Genomic DNA, 17166 nt, shown 5'->3' with positions numbered 1-17166 from the left:
GCAGCGCAACGATCCTTCGCTCTTGGCGAAGGATCGGTCAGCGATATCCGAATTGCGAACCACTCCAATTCGAGAGCACTGTCCCCTCCGACGATACCGGGCAACCGCTTTTCACAGCCCGAGCGGAGCGTTCCCGGCAGATGCAGGCGGCGACCACCCTGACAGGCGATTGGACGATGGTCGTCACCGCGCTGTTGCTCGCCGTCTGCATGGGTCTGTGGGCAAGTGGCATCGTGGCCGAAGTGGTAACGGCGATGATGTTCTTCGCCGCAGCCATGCTTTTCAAGCTCGCTCCCGCAGCGACGGTCTTTTCTGGCTTCTCATCATCCGCTTTCTGGCTCGTTCTGAGCGGGATGGTAGTCGGTCTCGCGATCACCCGAACAGGCCTTGGCACTCGCTTGGCGCGAAGCCTCGCGGGCCGGCTGACCGGATCCTATACCGGTTTTGTAGCGGTCATCGTCACCCTGTCATTTGCCCTTGCCTTCGTAATGCCCTCCAATCTCGGGCGCATCGCCCTGTTGATCCCGGTGGTTCTGGCCCTTTGTGATGCATTCGGCCTGGAGCCTGGCCGCCCCGGGCGAAACGGCGCGGTCCTCGCCGTAGCCCTGGCGACACCATTGCTCTCAGCGGCGATCCTCCCCGCCAACGTCCCCAACCTGGTCATGGCTGGCACGGCGGAGACCCAATACGGCCTGCATGTCGGCTACCTGCCCTATCTGCTGCTCCACGCGCCGATCCTCGCCGGTGTGAAGGGGATCCTTCTGGTGGCTATCATCGTGCGCCTTTTTCCAGACCGGATGAGCCCAGCCACCATCGGTATCGGCGAGACAGGACCGGCTTTTTCCGCGCCGGAAGTGCGATTGACAATCATCCTGGCACTGACGCTGGGTTTCTGGGTGACGGACAGCCTTCACCATATCGCTCCGGCCTGGATCGGGCTGATCGCAGCAGTGATCTGCCTCCTGCCGCGCGTCGGCGTCCTTCCGGCGGAAGCCTTTGGCGCAGTGAACCTGAGAACCTGCTTCTACGTGGCCGCTCTCCTCGGGCTGGTCGCCGTGATCAATGAGACGGGCCTCGGCGCTCGGTTAGGCCATGTCCTACTTGCCGTAGCTCCGCTGGAACACGGAGCATCGGCGCAGAATTTCGGCGTGTTGACGATCATTGCGGCGCTCTTTGCCATCGCCGTCACAGCCAACGGCGCTCCCGCCCTCTACACAGCCTTGGCCGGTGAGATGTCCCGCGCGAGCGGTCTGGACCTCGCGAGCGTGGTGATGATCCAGGTCGTCGGATACTCGACCCTGTTCCTTCCCTACCAGGCTCCGCCCATCGTGATGGCAATGGATCTCGGCCGGGTACCGCTCCGATCGGCGACCATTCTGACGCTCGTAGTCGGTCTGTCGTCACTGCTCATTGTAACGCCGCTCGACTACCTCTGGTGGCGTATTCTCGGCCAGATTCCATGAGGACGAGCCGAATGACGATCATGTGAGTGTGTCACACCGCAATGCACATCTAACCGGCTTGCGCATTGGCGCATGGCCCTTACCCCTTTAGAGACGGTCCAATCTGAGCAGCATACCTGCTGGCATTGGCCCCAAAGTGCCGAGGACTTTCGCAGAATGGCCCCCACCGTCAGACCCACGATCGCGCAGCCGCTCTCGCCCTTTCTCCAGATCTACCGCTGGACCTGGACCATGGCGATGTCGGTGTTCCATCGCGTCACCGGTACCGCTCTCTACGGTGGAACCGCCCTGGTAGCGATTTGGCTCGTCGCACTTGCCTCCGGCTCGGCTGCGTACGGCTGGGTCGCTTGGTTCTTCGGCTCCATCATCGGGAAGCTGGTCCTCTTCGCCTACACCTGGATCCTGATGCACCACATGCTCGGTGGCCTGCGCCATTTCATCTGGGATTTTGGCTACGGCTTCGACCGTGAGCAGCGATTGGGCCTGGCTCGCGCGACCCTCATCGGCTCCGTGATCTTGACCGTCCTGATCTGGGCGCTCGCCCTCGTCCTGCGCTGAGGAGCGACTCCATGGTAGACAACCGTCAGAACACGAACGTGACCATGCGTACCCCGCGTGCGCGGGTGAAGGGTCTCGGCGCCTCCGGCCACGGCGCAGGGCATTTTTGGCAGCAGCGACTGACCGCCGCCTCCAACGCGCCTTTGATGCTCGGCTTTGTCGTCATCGTCGCAATGATGGCCAATCGGCCTTACCCCGAGGCGGTCGCGCTGATGTCGCACCCGCTCGTTGCACTCGTTCTTATCCTCGCCGTGATCTCGGTCACGCTCCACATGAGGATCGGCATGCAGGTCATCATCGAGGATTACGTCCACGACAAGGGACTGAAATTCTTGAGCCTGTTCGCCAACAATGCCTATGCGGTCGTCGTCGCCGTTGCCTGCCTCTACGCGATCCTGCGCGTGAGCCTCGGCAAGCTCGTCTGACCCGCCCACGAACCCGAAGGATCTGCCCATGGCCACCAACGGAACCAGCGGCAACGGCGCGCCCGCCTATTCCATCATCGACCACACCTTCGACGTGGTGATCGTCGGCGCCGGCGGGGCCGGTCTTCGCGCCACGGTGGGCTGCTCTCAGGCTGGTCTCCGCACGGCCTGCATCTCGAAGGTTTTCCCGACCCGCTCGCATACCGTGGCGGCGCAGGGGGGAATCTCTGCCTCCCTTGGTAATATGGGCGCGGACGATTGGCGCTGGCACATGTACGACACCGTGAAGGGGTCGGACTGGCTCGGCGACCAGGATGCCATCGAGTACCTGGTGCGTAATGCGCCCGCCGCCGTCTATGAGCTGGAGCATTGGGGCGTCCCCTTCTCCCGCACCGAGGAAGGCAAAATCTATCAGCGCCCCTTCGGCGGCATGACCACCGATTATGGCAAAGGCACCGCACAGCGCACTTGCGCGGCGGCCGACCGCACCGGCCACGCTATGCTCCATACGCTTTATGGGCAGGCAGTGAAGAACCATACCAACTTCTTCATCGAGTACTTTGCCCTCGACCTCATCATGGACGAGGAGGGCCGTTGCCTCGGCGTCATCGCCATCGATCAGGCCTCGGGTGAAATCCACCGTTTCCGTGCCCAGATGACCATCCTGGCCACCGGCGGCTACGGACGCTCGTATTTCTCGGCAACCTCGGCCCATACCTGTACGGGTGACGGCAACGCGATGGTGCTACGCGCCGGCCTTCCATTGCAGGACATGGAATTCGTGCAGTTCCATCCTACCGGTATCTATGGCGCCGGCTGCCTCATCACCGAGGGTGCCCGCGGTGAGGGCGGCTACCTGACCAATTCCGAGGGCGAGCGCTTCATGGAGCGCTATGCTCCAAGCGCCAAGGACCTCGCCTCGCGCGACGTGGTCTCACGCTCGATGACCATGGAGATCCGGGCCGGGCGCGGCGTCGGGAAGTCAAACGACCACATCTATCTCCATCTCGACCATCTCGACCCGGCGATTCTGCACCAGCGCCTGCCGGGCATCTCAGAATCTGCCAAAATCTTCGCAGGCGTCGACGTCACCAAGGAGCCGATCCCGGTCCTGCCGACCGTACATTACAACATGGGCGGCATCCCGACGAACTATCACGGCGAGGTACTGACCCTGAAGAACGGCAACCCCGACACGGTGGTGCCGGGCCTGATGGCGTTGGGTGAAGCTGCCTGCGTCTCGGTGCACGGCGCCAACCGTCTCGGCTCGAACTCCCTCATCGACTTGGTGGTGTTCGGCCGCGCAGCCGGCCTACGCTGCGCCGAGATCGTCGAGCCGGGCCGTCGCCAGATGGATCTGCCTAAGGATTCGGCCGACAAGGCCCTCGGTCGCCTCGACCGCTTCCGTTATGCTGATGGCGGCACGCCGACGGCGGAACTGCGCGCCGAAATGCAGAAGACCATGCAGAACAATTGCGCGGTCTTCCGCACCGGCGAGGTTCTGGAAGAAGGTAAGGCTCTGATCCATAAGGTCTGGCAAGGCGAAGCCGACATCAAGATCACCGATCGCTCGCTGATCTGGAACACCGACCTGCTCGAGACGCTCGAGTTCGATAATCTGATCGGTCAAGCCGTCGTCACCATGGAATCGGCTGCCAACCGCAAGGAAAGCCGCGGCGCTCATGCTCGCGAGGACTATCCCGATCGTGACGACAAGGAATGGATGAAGCACACGCTGTCGTGGCTAGACGACAAATCTCAGCAGGTGAACATCGATTACCGTCCGGTCCACACCTACACCATGTCTAACGAGATCCAATACATCGAGCCGAAGGCTCGCGTTTACTAGGAAAGCGGCTGCGGTCGCTCCCGACGATGGTACTCACGAGACGGATTTAGGCACGCCGAACCATGGCCCAATTCAACCTACCCAAGAACTCCCGGATTACCGAGGGCAAGACCTGGCCTCGGCCGACCGGGGGCAACAACCTTCAGGAATTCCGGATCTATCGCTGGAATCCGGATGACGGCGCCAACCCGCGTGTCGACGTTTATCAAGTCGACCGCGACGATTGCGGGCCGATGGTTCTCGACGCCCTCCTGTGGATCAAGGCCAAGGTCGATTCGACGTTGGTGTTCCGCCGCTCCTGCCGTGAGGGTATCTGCGGCTCCTGCGCTATGAATATCGAGGGTCAGAACGCGCTCGCCTGCACCATGGGCATCGACGAATGCCAGGAGCATGCGAAGGGTAAGAAGACCGGCGCAGTGCGGATCTACCCGCTCCCGCACATGCCGGTCCTCAAGGATCTGGTACCCGACCTGACCAACTTTTTTGCTCAGCATGCCTCGGTCGAGCCCTGGCTCCAAACCGAGACACCGTCCCCCGAAGGTGAGTGGAAGCAGACCCCGGAGGACCGTGCCCAACTCGATGGTCTCTACGAATGTATCCTGTGCGCTTGCTGCACCACGTCCTGCCCAAGCTATTGGTGGAACGGCGACCGCTTCCTGGGTCCCGCTGCGCTTCTACAGGCCTATCGCTGGCTCATCGACAGCCGTGACGAGAACACCGGCGAGCGTCTCGACGCTCTTCACGACCCGTTCCGGCTTTATCGCTGCCATACGATCATGAATTGTGCCAATGCCTGCCCGAAAAGCCTCAATCCCGCAAAGGCCATCGCTGAGATCAAAAAGATGATGGTGTCGCGCGAAATCTGATACCTGAGCCCACGACACCGAACCGCTACCAAAGCCGAGATGCCCAACATCTCGGCTTTGGTTATTCGTAGCCCTATTTCGTGATTTTTACCGAGACCGGATCGCTTGAAGGAAAGGTCTCCTCCAACGCTTCATCGAGTCGTTCGCTCATCTCATCCTGGTTATTACCGGGATTCGTCTTGTCACCGCCGCGCGCCGGGTCAACGCGAGGTTTCTCGTCGGCATCGGACGTGGCTTTTGGCTTCGGGTCGGACATCAGCGTCTCCTGGTGCTTGCCCGGTCATCACCGGGGTTGCGCATTCACCTCGACCAACGCGGATGGGACGACGCCCGATCCCTTTCATCGCTGGCGGTACGGCGGCTCGTCTGTGAGACGGTGGCGTTTACCGGACATGAGTCGATCGTCGCTACCCTGGCCATACCGGCCGGAGCCTCATGGGATCCTCGAGCTGGCCGAGGGATCGGGCGCGCCATGCATATCGTGATCCTCGCCGAGTTCGCCGTAGCGAGTGGCGGTGCTGAGAAAGTGGCGGTCGAATCTGCGCACGGCCTCGCTAAGGCGGGGATCGACATTACCTACATCCAAGCCATCGACGGCGCGGTGGATCCGTTACTCGATCATCCGAACATCCGGCACATTACCCTCGGTAACGCAGACATCTGGAGTCGCCCCCCTATGGAGGCGGCCTTGTCTGGCCTTTGGAATTGGCAATCCGCCGCACGCTTGCGCTCCATACTTCGCAGCCTCCCGAGGCCAGCAGACGTTATCCACCTGCATCAATGGACCCGGAGCCTTTCACCCAGCGTGTTCCCTGTCTTATTCGACAGCGGCGTCCCCGTGGCGGTGACGTTGCACGATTACTTTCTTTCCTGCCCCAACGGCGTCTATTACCGGTTCGACCAGGATCGCCCATGTGGACTGAAGCCACTCTCAAAGTCCTGTGTCGTAGCGCCTTGCGATCCAAGAAGCCGCTTTCACAAGGCCATCCGGGTAGGGCGAAGCGTCGTTCAAAGCCGTGCCTTGCGACGGCGCCATCTCGATCTGGTCCATGTCTGCGATGCCAGCCTCCGCCGCGCTGACGATCTGCAAGGCTCGTTCTCCGTGACGCATCATCGGGTCGACAATCCCGTCCGGGTGGAAAGGGGAGTACGGGCCAACCCGGCTGGGGCGGCAGCTATTGCCTATGTAGGTCGCCTGACGCGCGAGAAAGGCGCGGACCTCGTCGCCGAGGCAGCACGCGATGCCGGCATGCCGGCCCTCTTCATCGGAACTGGACCATTAGAGGCGGAACTGAGCGTGCAGCCGCATGTGGAAATGCTGGGATGGCGCTCTCCCGACGAGGTATGGACCATCCTTGCTCAACGTGCGCGTGCCGTGGCCGCGCCGTCCCGGTGGTACGAGACGGGACCTCTCACCGTCTACGAGGCTTTGGCGACCGGGCTTCCTGTCATCGCGTCAGACCGCTCCGGTGCCGCCGAGAAAGTCGTCAACGGCGTTACCGGTTATGTAGTCGCACCGGAGCGGACAACGCTCGCGGCGGCTTTCCGAAATCTCGACGCGATGACAGCGGAGACGCTCGGGCGTTCCGCTCACGCTAGATATTGGAACGCGCCGATGTCGATCGACGCCCATGCCGATGCACTTGTCCGCCTCTATCGAAGGATCACCCGAAACGTATCGCCTGCAACGCCCGATGTCTTAGAAACACCAAGTCATCGATAGCTGCAGAAAACCTGTGCGTCGGCTCCCACGTGAGATCCATCGAAAAGGATCATCCTCAAGCCCAACATGCTCAACACAGCCGCCAATGAATCGTTACTGCGGACGTCATATTTCACAATTCCTGACTTGCTGGCCTACATTGCATGCTCAGATCCTTCGGCATCCCGCTAATTTGAATCCAACACCGGGATGGCACTGCTACCGGTGGGCTCCGCTAAACGCCCCATCTTGACTTCCATATTGCACCGCAACATATCGATAGTGCGGCGCGTCATCCCGTGTCGCCACCGCTCATTCAGAGAGGAACGACATGAACGCGCCAACCTACGAGATTCCTGCCGAGCTTCGCGACTTCGCGGAGAAGAGCGTCAGTCAGGCCCGGACTGCCGTGAGCAGTCTGCTCGGCACGGTCGTCAAATCCGCCGAACAGCTTCAGACATCGTCCAACACGGTGCATGAGACGATCCAGTCCGTGATCGCCAAGGGCCTTGACCAAGTCCAGGCGAATGCAAGCTCGACGTTCGACTTCGCTCAAAAGCTGGTGCGTACCCGCGACGTGAAGGAAGCGTTCGAGTTGCAGAGCGCGTTCCTGCACAGCCAGATTGCCGCGATTCAGACCCAGGCCAAGGATCTCGGCGCCCTGGCGCAGAAAGCGACCAAAGGCGCCTGAATTTGCCTCTATGCGCGGACTGGCCAATTGCCAGTTCGCGCGCAAACCGGAGAAGCGGTATGGTGTCGGCGCAGTAAATGCGGTCCAACCGGAGTTCCGGCATGAACCGCGGAGGGCGCCGACCGGTACCTGGCGATGCATGTCCGACGATGGATGAAGGGGACGCGAATCATGGCAATACGCCGACCAGCACGCTCAGTAGAGCGCCCCAGAAGCAAAGCCAATCGATCGACCCAGCCTGCCAATGCGGACGCCGCTTCGACGACAGCCGAAGCGCCGGAGATCGTAACGAAGCCGCTCGAGGTGGCTCCGACCTATCAATCGTCGAGTATCGATTCTGCCTTGGCCGGGGCATCTCTGCCTGACGGCTCTACCCCGGTCATCGCGCCCCTGTTGGAGACCGTGTCTTCAGATGCTTTGACGGCCGGACAGTCTGTGACGGAGCTCCATTCCGGCATAGCAGAGACGCTCGCGGAGGATGGGGCATCCGAAGTTCACGCGCCTGCCGCCGTAAACGTATCCAACGCCGCGCAAGATGATGCGCCAGGACATGCCGGCGATGGCGAGGCGCGAACGGAGCACGAGGCGGAACTCGCATCTCTCCTGCCTGCCGAGATTGAGAGTGCGATCTCCTCGGCGAAAGATCTTGCCGCTCAGTCGCCAACCATTGAGGCCCCCTCGGCATTGAAGGAAATAACTGCGGCCAACGATACGCTGGCGACCTATGTCCGCAACGAGAGCATTGCCACTCTTGCGCATTGGCGTGCCTTATCGGCGGCGAAGAACCCCGCTGATGCTCTCCGTCTCCAAGTGAATGAAATGCAACGGGCAGCCGACGCCTCTCTCAGCTGCATTGCGAGTCTTGCCCGCCGCGCGGGCCGCATCGCCGACACGCTTCGACGCCCCGGACACCCCTCGCGCTGACGCCCCGGCGCGTCTAGATATCTCGGATTCCGCAGCGGCTCCGCTGTCTGCGCCTACTATCCGGGAGATCGCGATGATTCATCGGCCGCTGCTCGCCTGCCTCGTCACGGCGTCCATCGTCGTCTCGCCAAACGCTCAAGCGCAGATGATGAAGACGCCGGAAACGCACGTTCCGGCCAAGATCGTTCCCGGCTCGAAGGGCGAAGTCCATCTTTCTTTCGCGCCGGTGGTGAAGCGAGCCGCTCCCTCGGTGGTCAATGTCTACGCGTCGCATGTGGAGCAACGGGGCACGTCGCGTAGCGCCATGGACGAGTTCATGCGCCGGTTCTTCGGCGAGCAAGGCTCTGGTCGTGGCCAGGGCATGCCGGGCGAGCGGGCACAGAAATCCTTGGGGTCCGGCGTCATCGTGGATGAATCTGGGCTCGTCATCACCAACAACCACGTCATCGATAACATGAATGAGGTTCGTGTCTCGCTCTCCGACCGAAGGGAGTTCGAGGCCAGTATCGTCTTGCGCGATCCCCGCACTGACCTTGCCGTCATCAAGATCAAGAGTCCCGTTGGCAGACTCGTGCCGATGCCGATGGGGGATTCCGAGGCGCTGGAGGTTGGCGACTTCGTGATGGCGATCGGCAACCCGTTCGGCGTCGGCCAGACAGTGACGCAGGGCATCGTCTCGGCGGTGGCGCGTACCCAGGTCGGGTCTTCGGACTACCAATTCTTCATTCAGACCGATGCGGCGATCAACCCGGGCAATTCCGGCGGCGCTCTCGTTGACCTGCAAGGGCAACTCGTCGGCATCAATACGGCGATCTACTCGCAATCCGGTGGAAGCCACGGCATCGGCTTTGCCATCCCCACAAGCATGGTTCGCGCCGTGGTCGAAACAGCCAAGGGTGGTGCCACGACGGTACGCCGTCCGTGGCTTGGGGCGCGGGTGCAGAACGTGACACCGGACATCGCCGAGAGCATGGGCCTCGACCATCCGACCGGAGTCTTGGTGGCGAGCCTGCAGCCGAAAAGCCCGGCCGAAGAGGCCGGCCTGAAGCGCGGCGACCTGATCCTCACGGTGGACGACAAAGTCGTCGATGATCCGGAAGCCTTTGGTTACCGCTTTGCCCTGAAGGGAATCAGCGGAAGTGCCAAGTTCGGCATCCTGCGCGGCACCTCCCGCTCCACGATTTCGGTCAAACTCGCGTCGGCTCCAGAGACACGACCACGCGAGGCGGTGAAGCTGCGCACTCGCTCGCCCATGTTCGGCGCCACCCTGGTCAACACTTCGCCGGCCGTCGCGGAAGAATTGCAGAAGGATTTCGCCTCCGAGGGAGTAGCGGTCTCGTCCGTAGAGGAAGGGTCCATCGCGGCTCGCAACGGACTCCAGGTCGGAGACGTGGTCGTGGCGATCAACGGAGCCCCAGTGACCGCCACGAAAGATCTCGAGCGCCTGATCCGGACCAATCCCGGCATTTGGGAGATTACGATTAATCGCGGCGGCACAGTGTTGACCTCGGTGTTCGGAGGCTAGAGGCCTCATTCAGTCGACGCAGCCGGTATCCTCCGGCACCGGGCTCCGGAGGCGTGCCCTGGCGAATTAAACGTTGGTCATAGGAGGCCGGGATCGCGTGTGATTCGCTGGATCCCCATATGAGGAAAACTTGCCAGGCGCCGAGCCGATCTTTGCTCGGCATCCTAACTGCAAGGCAGGGCGGCAAGTCCACCGAAACGCGGGGACGAGGTCATTTCCAGATTGCGGGATGGCGCAGCCCGCGTCTTCTATGCGTCGATGTCCGATCTCTTCGCCTCCGCCGGTCTGCAGAACGATGCGCCTCGCCCGCTTGCGGACCGTTTGCGTCCGCGCTCCCTCGCCGAGGTGGTGGGACAAGAGCACCTCACCGGACCGGACGGATCGCTGACCCGGCTCCTTAACGGCAAATCCTTCGGCTCACTGGTATTCTGGGGGCCGCCGGGTACCGGCAAGACCACGGTGGCCCGCCTTCTGGCCCACGAGACTGACCTGAAGTTCGAACAGATCTCGGCGATCTTTTCCGGCATCGCCGATCTGAAAAAGGTCTTCGAGGCGGCGCGCCAGCGCAGGGCGATGGGTCAGGGGACGTTGCTCTTCGTGGATGAGATCCACCGCTTCAATCGGGCTCAGCTCGACGCTTTCCTTCCCGTGATGGAAGACGGAACCGTAACGCTCGTTGGCGCCACTACCGAAAACCCTTCCTTCGAGCTCAACGCCGCGCTTCTCTCGCGCGCCCGCGTCCTGCTGTTCCGCTCGCTCGACGACGTCGCCATTGCCAAGCTACTGGTCCGGGCAGAGGAATTGACGGGGCGTTCGCTGCCACTGGACGAAGATGCGCGCGGCGTCCTCGTCCGCATGGCCGACGGTGACGGACGGGCCTGCCTCACCCTGGCGGAAGAGGTCTGGCGCTCTGCCAAGCGAGACGAGATCTTCGACGCTGCCACCTTGCAGGAGATCGTCCAGCGCCGGGCGCCGATCTACGACAAGAGCCAGGAGGGGCACTACAACCTCATCAGCGCACTGCATAAGACTGTGCGTGGTTCCGACCCCGATGCGGCGCTCTATTATCTCTGCCGCATGCTCGACGGAGGCGAGGACAGGCTTTTCATCGCAAGGCGCCTCGTGCGCATGGCCGTGGAGGATATCGGCCTCGCCGACCCCCAGGCCCTCGTCGTCGCCGCCGCCGCTAAGGACGCATTCGATTTCCTTGGCTCGCCGGAAGGGGAATTGGCGCTCGCCCAGATCACCGTCTACCTCGCCTGCGCGCCGAAATCGAACGCGGTCTACAATGCCTACAAGGCGGCGACGCGAGTGGCTAAGGAGCACGGCTCACTGCCGCCGCCCCGGACCATCCTCAACGGCTCCACCAAGCTGATGCGCAAGATCGGCTATGGCGAGGGCTACCGCTACGACCATGATGAGCCGGATGCGTTCTCGGGCCAGGATTATTGGCCCGAGGCGCTCGGTCGCCAGTATTTCTATGAGCCCACCGACCGTGGCATGGAGACCCGCTACGGCGACCGCCTTGCCCATTGGGAGGCCTTGCGAAAGCAACGTCGTGACGAGGAACGCTGACCGCGACGTCCAGTGTTAGGGCGGCGCTCCGTCAAGCAGGAAGGCCAACCATGACCACGAATGCCTATCAGAGCCTCGCTACCCGCTTCGCTCGCATCGGGGCCATCGACGATGCGGCCGGCATCCTGGGCTGGGACGCCCAGACATTCATGCCGGACGGCGCCGCAGAGGGTCGGGCAGAACAGCTTGCGCAGTTGCGGGTCATCGCCCACGAGATTCTCACTGGCACCGAGACCGGCGACCTGATTGCGGAGGCCTCAGACGACGGGACCGGCCTCGGGACGTGGGAGCGCGCTAATCTGCGTGAGATGCGACGAGCCTATCATCATGCGTCCGCCGTGCCGGGCGATCTCGTCGCCGCGAGCTCCAAAGCTTCGTCCCACTCCGAAATGGTATGGCGGGAAGCGCGGGCAGGATCCGATTTCGCGATGCTGGCACCTCATCTCGCCGAGACCCTGCGGCTGCAGCGGGAGGTCGGGGAGGCGAAGGGCGCGGCCCTGGGGCTCGCTCCCTACGATGCCCTCCTCGACGGTTACGATCCCGGCATGCGCCAGGCGGCGATTGATCCGCTCTTCGCCGAGCTTCGTGCGATCCTGCCGGGATTGATTGAAGTGATCCGCGATCGTCAGGCTTCACTGCCGGCACCGATCCCGCTTCCCGGGCCGTTTCCGGTGGAGGCGCAGAAGGCCCTGGGATTGACGCTGATGCGCGCCGCCGGGTTCGACTTTCATCGCGGACGGGTCGATATCAGCCTGCATCCATTCTGCGGCGGCGCCACCAACGATGTGCGCATCACCACGCGCTACGACGAGACCGATGCCACCCGCGCCCTGATGGGCGTGCTGCACGAGACCGGCCACGCGCTCTACGAGCAGGGCCGGCCGGCCACATGGCTCCACCAGCCCGTGGGGAACGCCCGGGGGATGAGCCTGCATGAAAGCCAGTCGCTGCTGATCGAGATGCAGGCCTGCCGCTCAGCCGAGTTCTGCGCTTACCTGGCACCTCGGCTGCGCGAGGCGTTCGGCGGGCAGGGAAGCGCCTGGGATGCCGACAACTTGCACCGCCTCTACACACGAGTTGAGCCGGGCCTGATCCGAGTCGATGCCGACGAAGTGACCTATCCGGCTCACATCCTCCTCCGCTACGATCTCGAAACCGCGATGATCGCCGGTGATCTCGCAATCACCGATCTGCCGGGCGCATTCAATGAAGGCATGCGCTCGCTACTTGGTCTCCCGGTACCGAGCGACCGGCTCGGCTGCCTGCAGGACATCCACTGGCCCGGGGGCAGTTTCGGATATTTCCCGACTTATACCCTAGGCGCCATGGCGGCTGCGCAGTTCTTCCGCGCCGCTTGTGAGGACCTGCCCGGAATCCAAGCCGATCTGGCCGAGGGCGATTTTACCGCCATGCGCGGCTGGCTCGGCGAGAACGTGCACGGACGCGGCAGTTTCCTGGAGACGGACGAGTTGCTCGTTGCCACCACCGGCAAGCCCCTGGGCGCAGAAGACTACATGCGCCACCTGCGCCACCGCTATCTTGGGGAAGGCTGAACGCTCGCATCGGTTGGTTGCAAATCGGTTGCTGCGTGGCGATCCTTCGCGGGGTCGGACGTACCTCGGGGTTTGCCGCTGCCGCCATGGCGCTATGCTCACAGCCGAAACAATCGTCCGAGCCGGATCGGATCCGGGGAAAGGTTCGCTTGAATGGTCGTCATCGTCGCAGTGATCGGGATCGTGGGTGCCGTCCTGTTCTGGATCATCCGCGCACATGGCACCGCGACGGCGCTAAGGGAGGTCAATCGTGACACGAAGGGCCTTCAGCGTCGGGCGAAATCGACCCTGGAGGACATCATCGGCACACCGCTGAAGCGAGTGCGGGACGTCAGGCTCGCGGCGGTGATCCTGATGATCCAATTGGTGCGCACGGGTAGCCCCGTCACCGCCGCCGAGAAGACCAAGATCCTGGAATTCATGGATTCTCCGCTCCAGATCGATACTATCTCGGCCACGTTCGAGCGAGCGTGGACCTACACCGAGGCACGACGACCGTTCTCTCTCGTGGCAGACGAAATGCTGCCCCTGCTGCGGGACAACCTGACCGCGGCCGAGCGTCTGCATTTCATCGACATGCTTTCACAGGTCGCCAACGCCCATTCCGCCGCCAGCGAGTTGCAGCGAGAGGCGATCGTGCGGCTCAAGCGGCGGCTCACGGGTGGGAGCCCTGCGCTGAAGGCGAGCCGGGCCGGCGATTTCAAGCGCTGAGACCGGTGGACCGGGACGGGCCCAGCCTGTAGGTCGACGGCCCCCCATTCCAGCGGACCAGCGTCCGGAGATCCTACATGGCGGCCTGTGGCCTCGATTTCGGCACGTCCAACACCACGCTCGGCCTTGTGACCGAGGGACGGCCCGCCCTGCTGCGACTGGAGGGTGACCACGTGACAATTCCCAGCGCGATCTTTTTCCCGCCGGGTGGGACGCCCCTCGTCGGCCGCGCGGCCATGGCGGAGTACGTCGAGGGCACGCCGGGGCGGCTGATGCGCAGCCTGAAGTCAGTGCTCGGATCCTCGCTACTCGAGGAGACGACGCCAGTCGGGCGTGAGCGAATCCGCTTCCGCGACGTCATCGCTCGCTACCTCTTCGCTGTGAAGACGCGCGCCGAGGCGCAGGCGGGAACAGCCATCGATACTGTGGTGCACGGCCGCCCGGTCCACTTCGTCGATGGCGACCCGGAGGGTGACGCCCGCGCGGAGGATGCCCTGCGCGAGATCGCCCAGAGCATCGGCTTCCGCCACGTCTCGTTCCAATACGAACCCATCGCGGCGGCGCTCGATTACGAGCAGCAGGTGACGGGGGAGGAGATCGCGCTCATCGCTGATATCGGCGGCGGCACCTCGGATTTCTCCATCGTCCGGCTCTCACCGGAGCGCCATACCAAGGTCGACCGGTCCGGCGATATCCTCGCCAATGACGGCGTACGCATCGGCGGTACCGATTTCGACCGGCGGCTCAGCCTCGGCACGGTAATGCCGCTCTTCGGGCTCGGCAGCCCGATGAACCGAGGCGACCTCGACGTGCCGAGCGGGTATTTCCACGACCTCGCCACCTGGTCGAGCATCAACCGGCTCTACAATGCCAAGACCCTCCGCGAGATCGAGGAGGTCCGCCGCGACGCGCGCCGGCCGGACCTGATCGCTCGGCTCTACACCGTGGTGGAAGCCGAACGCGGGCATTCCCTGGCGATGGAAGTCGAGGGCGCCAAGATCGCTGCCTCGGATGCCGGCCAGGGCGGCGTCGCGCTCGGCTGGGTCGAGCCGGGTCTCGCCGCCAACCTCGACCATGCCGGCCTCGTGGCGCAGACGGAAGAGCTCTCTCGGCGAATCGCCGAGAGGATCGGGCGCTGCCTGAATCAGGCGGGCTTGCCGGCCGAGGGCATCGACGCCCTGTTCCTGACCGGCGGGTCCACGGGCCTGCCGCATGTCCGTGCCGCATTGGTGGCGGGCGTCCCGAATGCCAGAGTTGTGGACGGTGATACGTTCGGCTCCGTCGGGACCGGGCTGACCATCGAGGCGGGCCGCCGCGCCGCCTGAACTGCGGTTCATGCAACGTCGCGTTCTCGAAGCGCCCCATCCTCGAAGCGCTTTGCCCAGAGGGGCGAGGGTGTTACGAGCACGCGATGACCACCAGACCACCATCACGCGGCAATGCCGGACGTAAAGGTTCCGGCGCCGGCAAAGGCAGGCCGCCCGGCAGCGGCGGCAAGCCTTACCGTCCCGGCAAGCCCGGCGCGTTCCGCAGGCCAGACCGCGAAGGCACTGGCCCCCGCACCAGCGCCCTCGACGCCGCCCATCGCGCGGCGCAGTTGCGCGGCGAGGCCGACAAGCGCGCGCCCTGGCGCCCCGGCGATGCCCCGGAGACGCCGTCCGATGACGAAATCCCGGTGGCCCGTGCGCCTCGGACGCGGGCGCCCCGCAATGAGGTCGTGGAGAAATCGTTGGACGCGCCGCGTCCGCGCCGCGCTGGTGCCAAGTCCCCGGAACCAGTGGTCGAAGGACCGACCCGGCGCGAACAGCGCGCCGCCGCCTCCGCGACTTTGGCCTCCGGCGTACAGACACTGATCGTCGAGGAAGACGAAGCCGAAATGCGGATCGACCGCTTCCTCACGACGCGTTTCCCGCAGCTACCCTTCACCCGTGTTCAAAGCATCGTCCGCAAGGGTGAGCTGCGTGTGGACGGTAAGCGCGCCAAGCCGAACGACCGGCTCCTGCCGGGCATGAGCGTGCGCGTGCCCCCCCTCAAGCTCGACCCGCTGGCGGAACGACCGCGCAGTGTCGCGCGTGACGCCACCGATGCCGACTTCCTACGCTCGCTGATCCTCTACGAGGATGCGGACATGATGGTGCTGAACAAGCCTTTCGGCCTCGCGGTCCAGGGCGGCTCCGGCACCGTGCGCCACGTGGACGGGCTGCTGGAGGCTCTGACCGGACCGGACGGACAGAAGCCGCGCCTCGTCCACCGCCTCGACAAAGACACCGCCGGTTGCCTCATCGTCGCCAAGACACGCCTGGCGGCGGCGACCCTCGCCAAGAGCTTCCGATCGCGGTCCGCTCGCAAGGTCTACTGGGCACTTACCGCGGGCGTCCCACGCGTGCCCCAAGGCCGGATCTCGACCTATCTCGCCAAGGAGGAAGCCCCCGACGGCGATGCCCGGATGCGGGTAGCCCAGCACGGCGACGACGGCGCGGCCCACGCGCTCACCTACTACGCGATGGTCGACAATGCGGCGCAGAAGCTGTCCTGGCTCTCGCTGAAGCCCGTAACTGGGCGTACGCACCAGCTCCGAGCCCATGCCGCGCATATCGGCCACCCCATCGTCGGTGATCCGAAATATTTCAGCGTCGAGAACTGGGCGTTGCCGGGAGGCATCCAGAACCGGCTGCATCTCCTCGCACGTCGCATCGTCATTCCGCATCCGCGCACGCTGAAGCCGGTCGACGTCACGGCGCCTCTACCGCCGCATATGGCGCAGAGCTGGAACCTTCTGGGCTTCGACGCCTCGCGCTACGATCCCATCGTCGAGGCGCCGGAAGCGTGATCCGCTTTGGCCGCATCGGCGGAAAGCATTCACGTATGCGCCTTGGCAATTAGGCGCCATGCCTTATCCTTGTGGTCGACCACACCCGTCGTTGCAGCGAGAAACAATGCCGATGACGTTCGCGACCATGGCCAGCACCGCCTTGATCGGCCTGTTCGTGTGCTTCGGATCAGCGTCGCTGACCGCCGAGGCTGCCGCGCAGGCGGCGGGTCCACAACAGACCCCGCCAAGTCCCGCGGTAAAAGCGGTTCCCGCTCCGGCAACGCAGAACCCAGCTCCGCCACCTCCCGCCGTCGGCCGCCATGGATCACAGGCGCGGGCGGGCGAACGCAGGCGGCGGTCCTATGCCAGTTGCAACCGGCTTTCGCACGCGCGCGGCCTGCGCGGCGGGGTACGGCGGCGCTTTCTGATCCGCTGCAAGCTCGGCTACGAACGCCAGAAGCCAGGCCAGGCAGCGGCGCAACAACTGCAGCCAGGGCGTCAGCCGTAATGCG

General features: G+C 63.8%; 16 protein-coding genes. 15 read left to right on the top strand and 1 reads right to left on the bottom strand.

Features of this window, described 5'->3' with window-relative positions:
• Positions 1–140: 140 nt before the first annotated feature.
• From RQI43_RS07695 to RQI43_RS07675, 5 genes are all read left to right on the top strand, one after another.
• Positions 141–1463: an SLC13 family permease gene (locus RQI43_RS07695; RefSeq protein ID WP_311274739.1), complete on the top strand. Its 1323-nt coding sequence runs from the start codon at positions 141–143 to the stop codon at positions 1461–1463.
• Between the two features lie 156 nt (positions 1464–1619).
• Complete coding sequence (gene sdhC, locus RQI43_RS07690; protein ID WP_056430365.1) at positions 1620–2021, top strand: succinate dehydrogenase, cytochrome b556 subunit; 402 nt, start codon at positions 1620–1622, stop codon at positions 2019–2021.
• Between the two features lie 11 nt (positions 2022–2032).
• Entirely contained in the window at positions 2033–2446 is a 414-nt protein-coding gene (gene sdhD / locus RQI43_RS07685) for a succinate dehydrogenase, hydrophobic membrane anchor protein (RefSeq protein ID WP_311274738.1), read from the top strand.
• A gap of 28 nt (positions 2447–2474) precedes the next feature.
• Positions 2475–4295: a succinate dehydrogenase flavoprotein subunit gene (gene sdhA / locus RQI43_RS07680; protein WP_056430371.1), complete on the top strand. Its 1821-nt coding sequence runs from the start codon at positions 2475–2477 to the stop codon at positions 4293–4295.
• 62 nt (positions 4296–4357) lie between these two features.
• The gene (locus RQI43_RS07675) at positions 4358–5161 is read left to right on the top strand and encodes a succinate dehydrogenase iron-sulfur subunit (protein ID WP_311274737.1); all 804 of its coding nucleotides are present in this window, start codon (positions 4358–4360) and stop codon (positions 5159–5161) included.
• Positions 5162–5234: 73 nt separating this feature from the next.
• Here RQI43_RS07675 and RQI43_RS07670 read toward each other — a convergent pair whose 3' ends face one another.
• Positions 5235–5417, bottom strand: coding sequence for a hypothetical protein (locus tag RQI43_RS07670; RefSeq protein ID WP_056430377.1), 183 nt, complete (start codon positions 5415–5417; stop codon positions 5235–5237).
• 216 nt (positions 5418–5633) lie between these two features.
• Here RQI43_RS07670 and RQI43_RS07665 point away from each other — a divergent pair, with 216 nt between their 5' ends.
• From RQI43_RS07665 to RQI43_RS07620, 10 genes are all read left to right on the top strand, one after another.
• Positions 5634–6884 carry a glycosyltransferase gene (locus RQI43_RS07665; protein ID WP_311274736.1) on the top strand — a complete coding sequence of 417 codons (1251 nt, stop codon included), beginning with the start codon at positions 5634–5636 and terminating at the stop codon, positions 6882–6884.
• Between the two features lie 310 nt (positions 6885–7194).
• On the top strand, positions 7195–7554 hold the full coding sequence (locus tag RQI43_RS07660) for a phasin (RefSeq protein WP_311274735.1): 360 nt from the start codon (positions 7195–7197) through the stop codon (positions 7552–7554).
• Positions 7555–7725: 171 nt separating this feature from the next.
• Positions 7726–8478 (top strand): hypothetical protein, encoded by a 753-nt coding sequence (locus RQI43_RS07655; RefSeq protein ID WP_311274734.1) that lies wholly within the window; start codon positions 7726–7728, stop codon positions 8476–8478.
• 73 nt (positions 8479–8551) lie between these two features.
• Complete coding sequence (locus tag RQI43_RS07650; protein ID WP_311274733.1) at positions 8552–10003, top strand: DegQ family serine endoprotease; 1452 nt, start codon at positions 8552–8554, stop codon at positions 10001–10003.
• A gap of 258 nt (positions 10004–10261) precedes the next feature.
• Positions 10262–11578, top strand: a complete 1317-nt coding sequence (locus tag RQI43_RS07645; protein WP_311274773.1) for a replication-associated recombination protein A — start codon at positions 10262–10264, stop codon at positions 11576–11578.
• A gap of 50 nt (positions 11579–11628) precedes the next feature.
• Positions 11629–13131: a carboxypeptidase M32 gene (locus tag RQI43_RS07640; RefSeq protein ID WP_311274732.1), complete on the top strand. Its 1503-nt coding sequence runs from the start codon at positions 11629–11631 to the stop codon at positions 13129–13131.
• A gap of 153 nt (positions 13132–13284) precedes the next feature.
• Positions 13285–13842 (top strand): TerB family tellurite resistance protein, encoded by a 558-nt coding sequence (locus tag RQI43_RS07635; RefSeq protein ID WP_207410567.1) that lies wholly within the window; start codon positions 13285–13287, stop codon positions 13840–13842.
• Between the two features lie 77 nt (positions 13843–13919).
• On the top strand, positions 13920–15167 hold the full coding sequence (locus tag RQI43_RS07630) for an Hsp70 family protein (RefSeq protein WP_056430400.1): 1248 nt from the start codon (positions 13920–13922) through the stop codon (positions 15165–15167).
• A gap of 86 nt (positions 15168–15253) precedes the next feature.
• Complete coding sequence (locus RQI43_RS07625) at positions 15254–16672, top strand: RluA family pseudouridine synthase (protein WP_311274731.1); 1419 nt, start codon at positions 15254–15256, stop codon at positions 16670–16672.
• A gap of 112 nt (positions 16673–16784) precedes the next feature.
• A complete protein-coding gene (locus tag RQI43_RS07620) occupies positions 16785–17162 on the top strand; it encodes a hypothetical protein (protein ID WP_405030573.1) in 378 nt (125 codons plus the stop codon).
• The last annotated feature ends 4 nt before the right edge of the window (positions 17163–17166 follow it).

The sequence above is a fragment of the Methylobacterium sp. WCS2018Hpa-22 genome, from assembly GCF_031843785.1.
In the GTDB taxonomy this organism is placed as follows: domain Bacteria; phylum Pseudomonadota; class Alphaproteobacteria; order Rhizobiales; family Beijerinckiaceae; genus Methylobacterium.
Note: the sequence above shows the minus strand (reverse complement) of the source record. Positions and strands in the feature narration are given on the sequence as shown.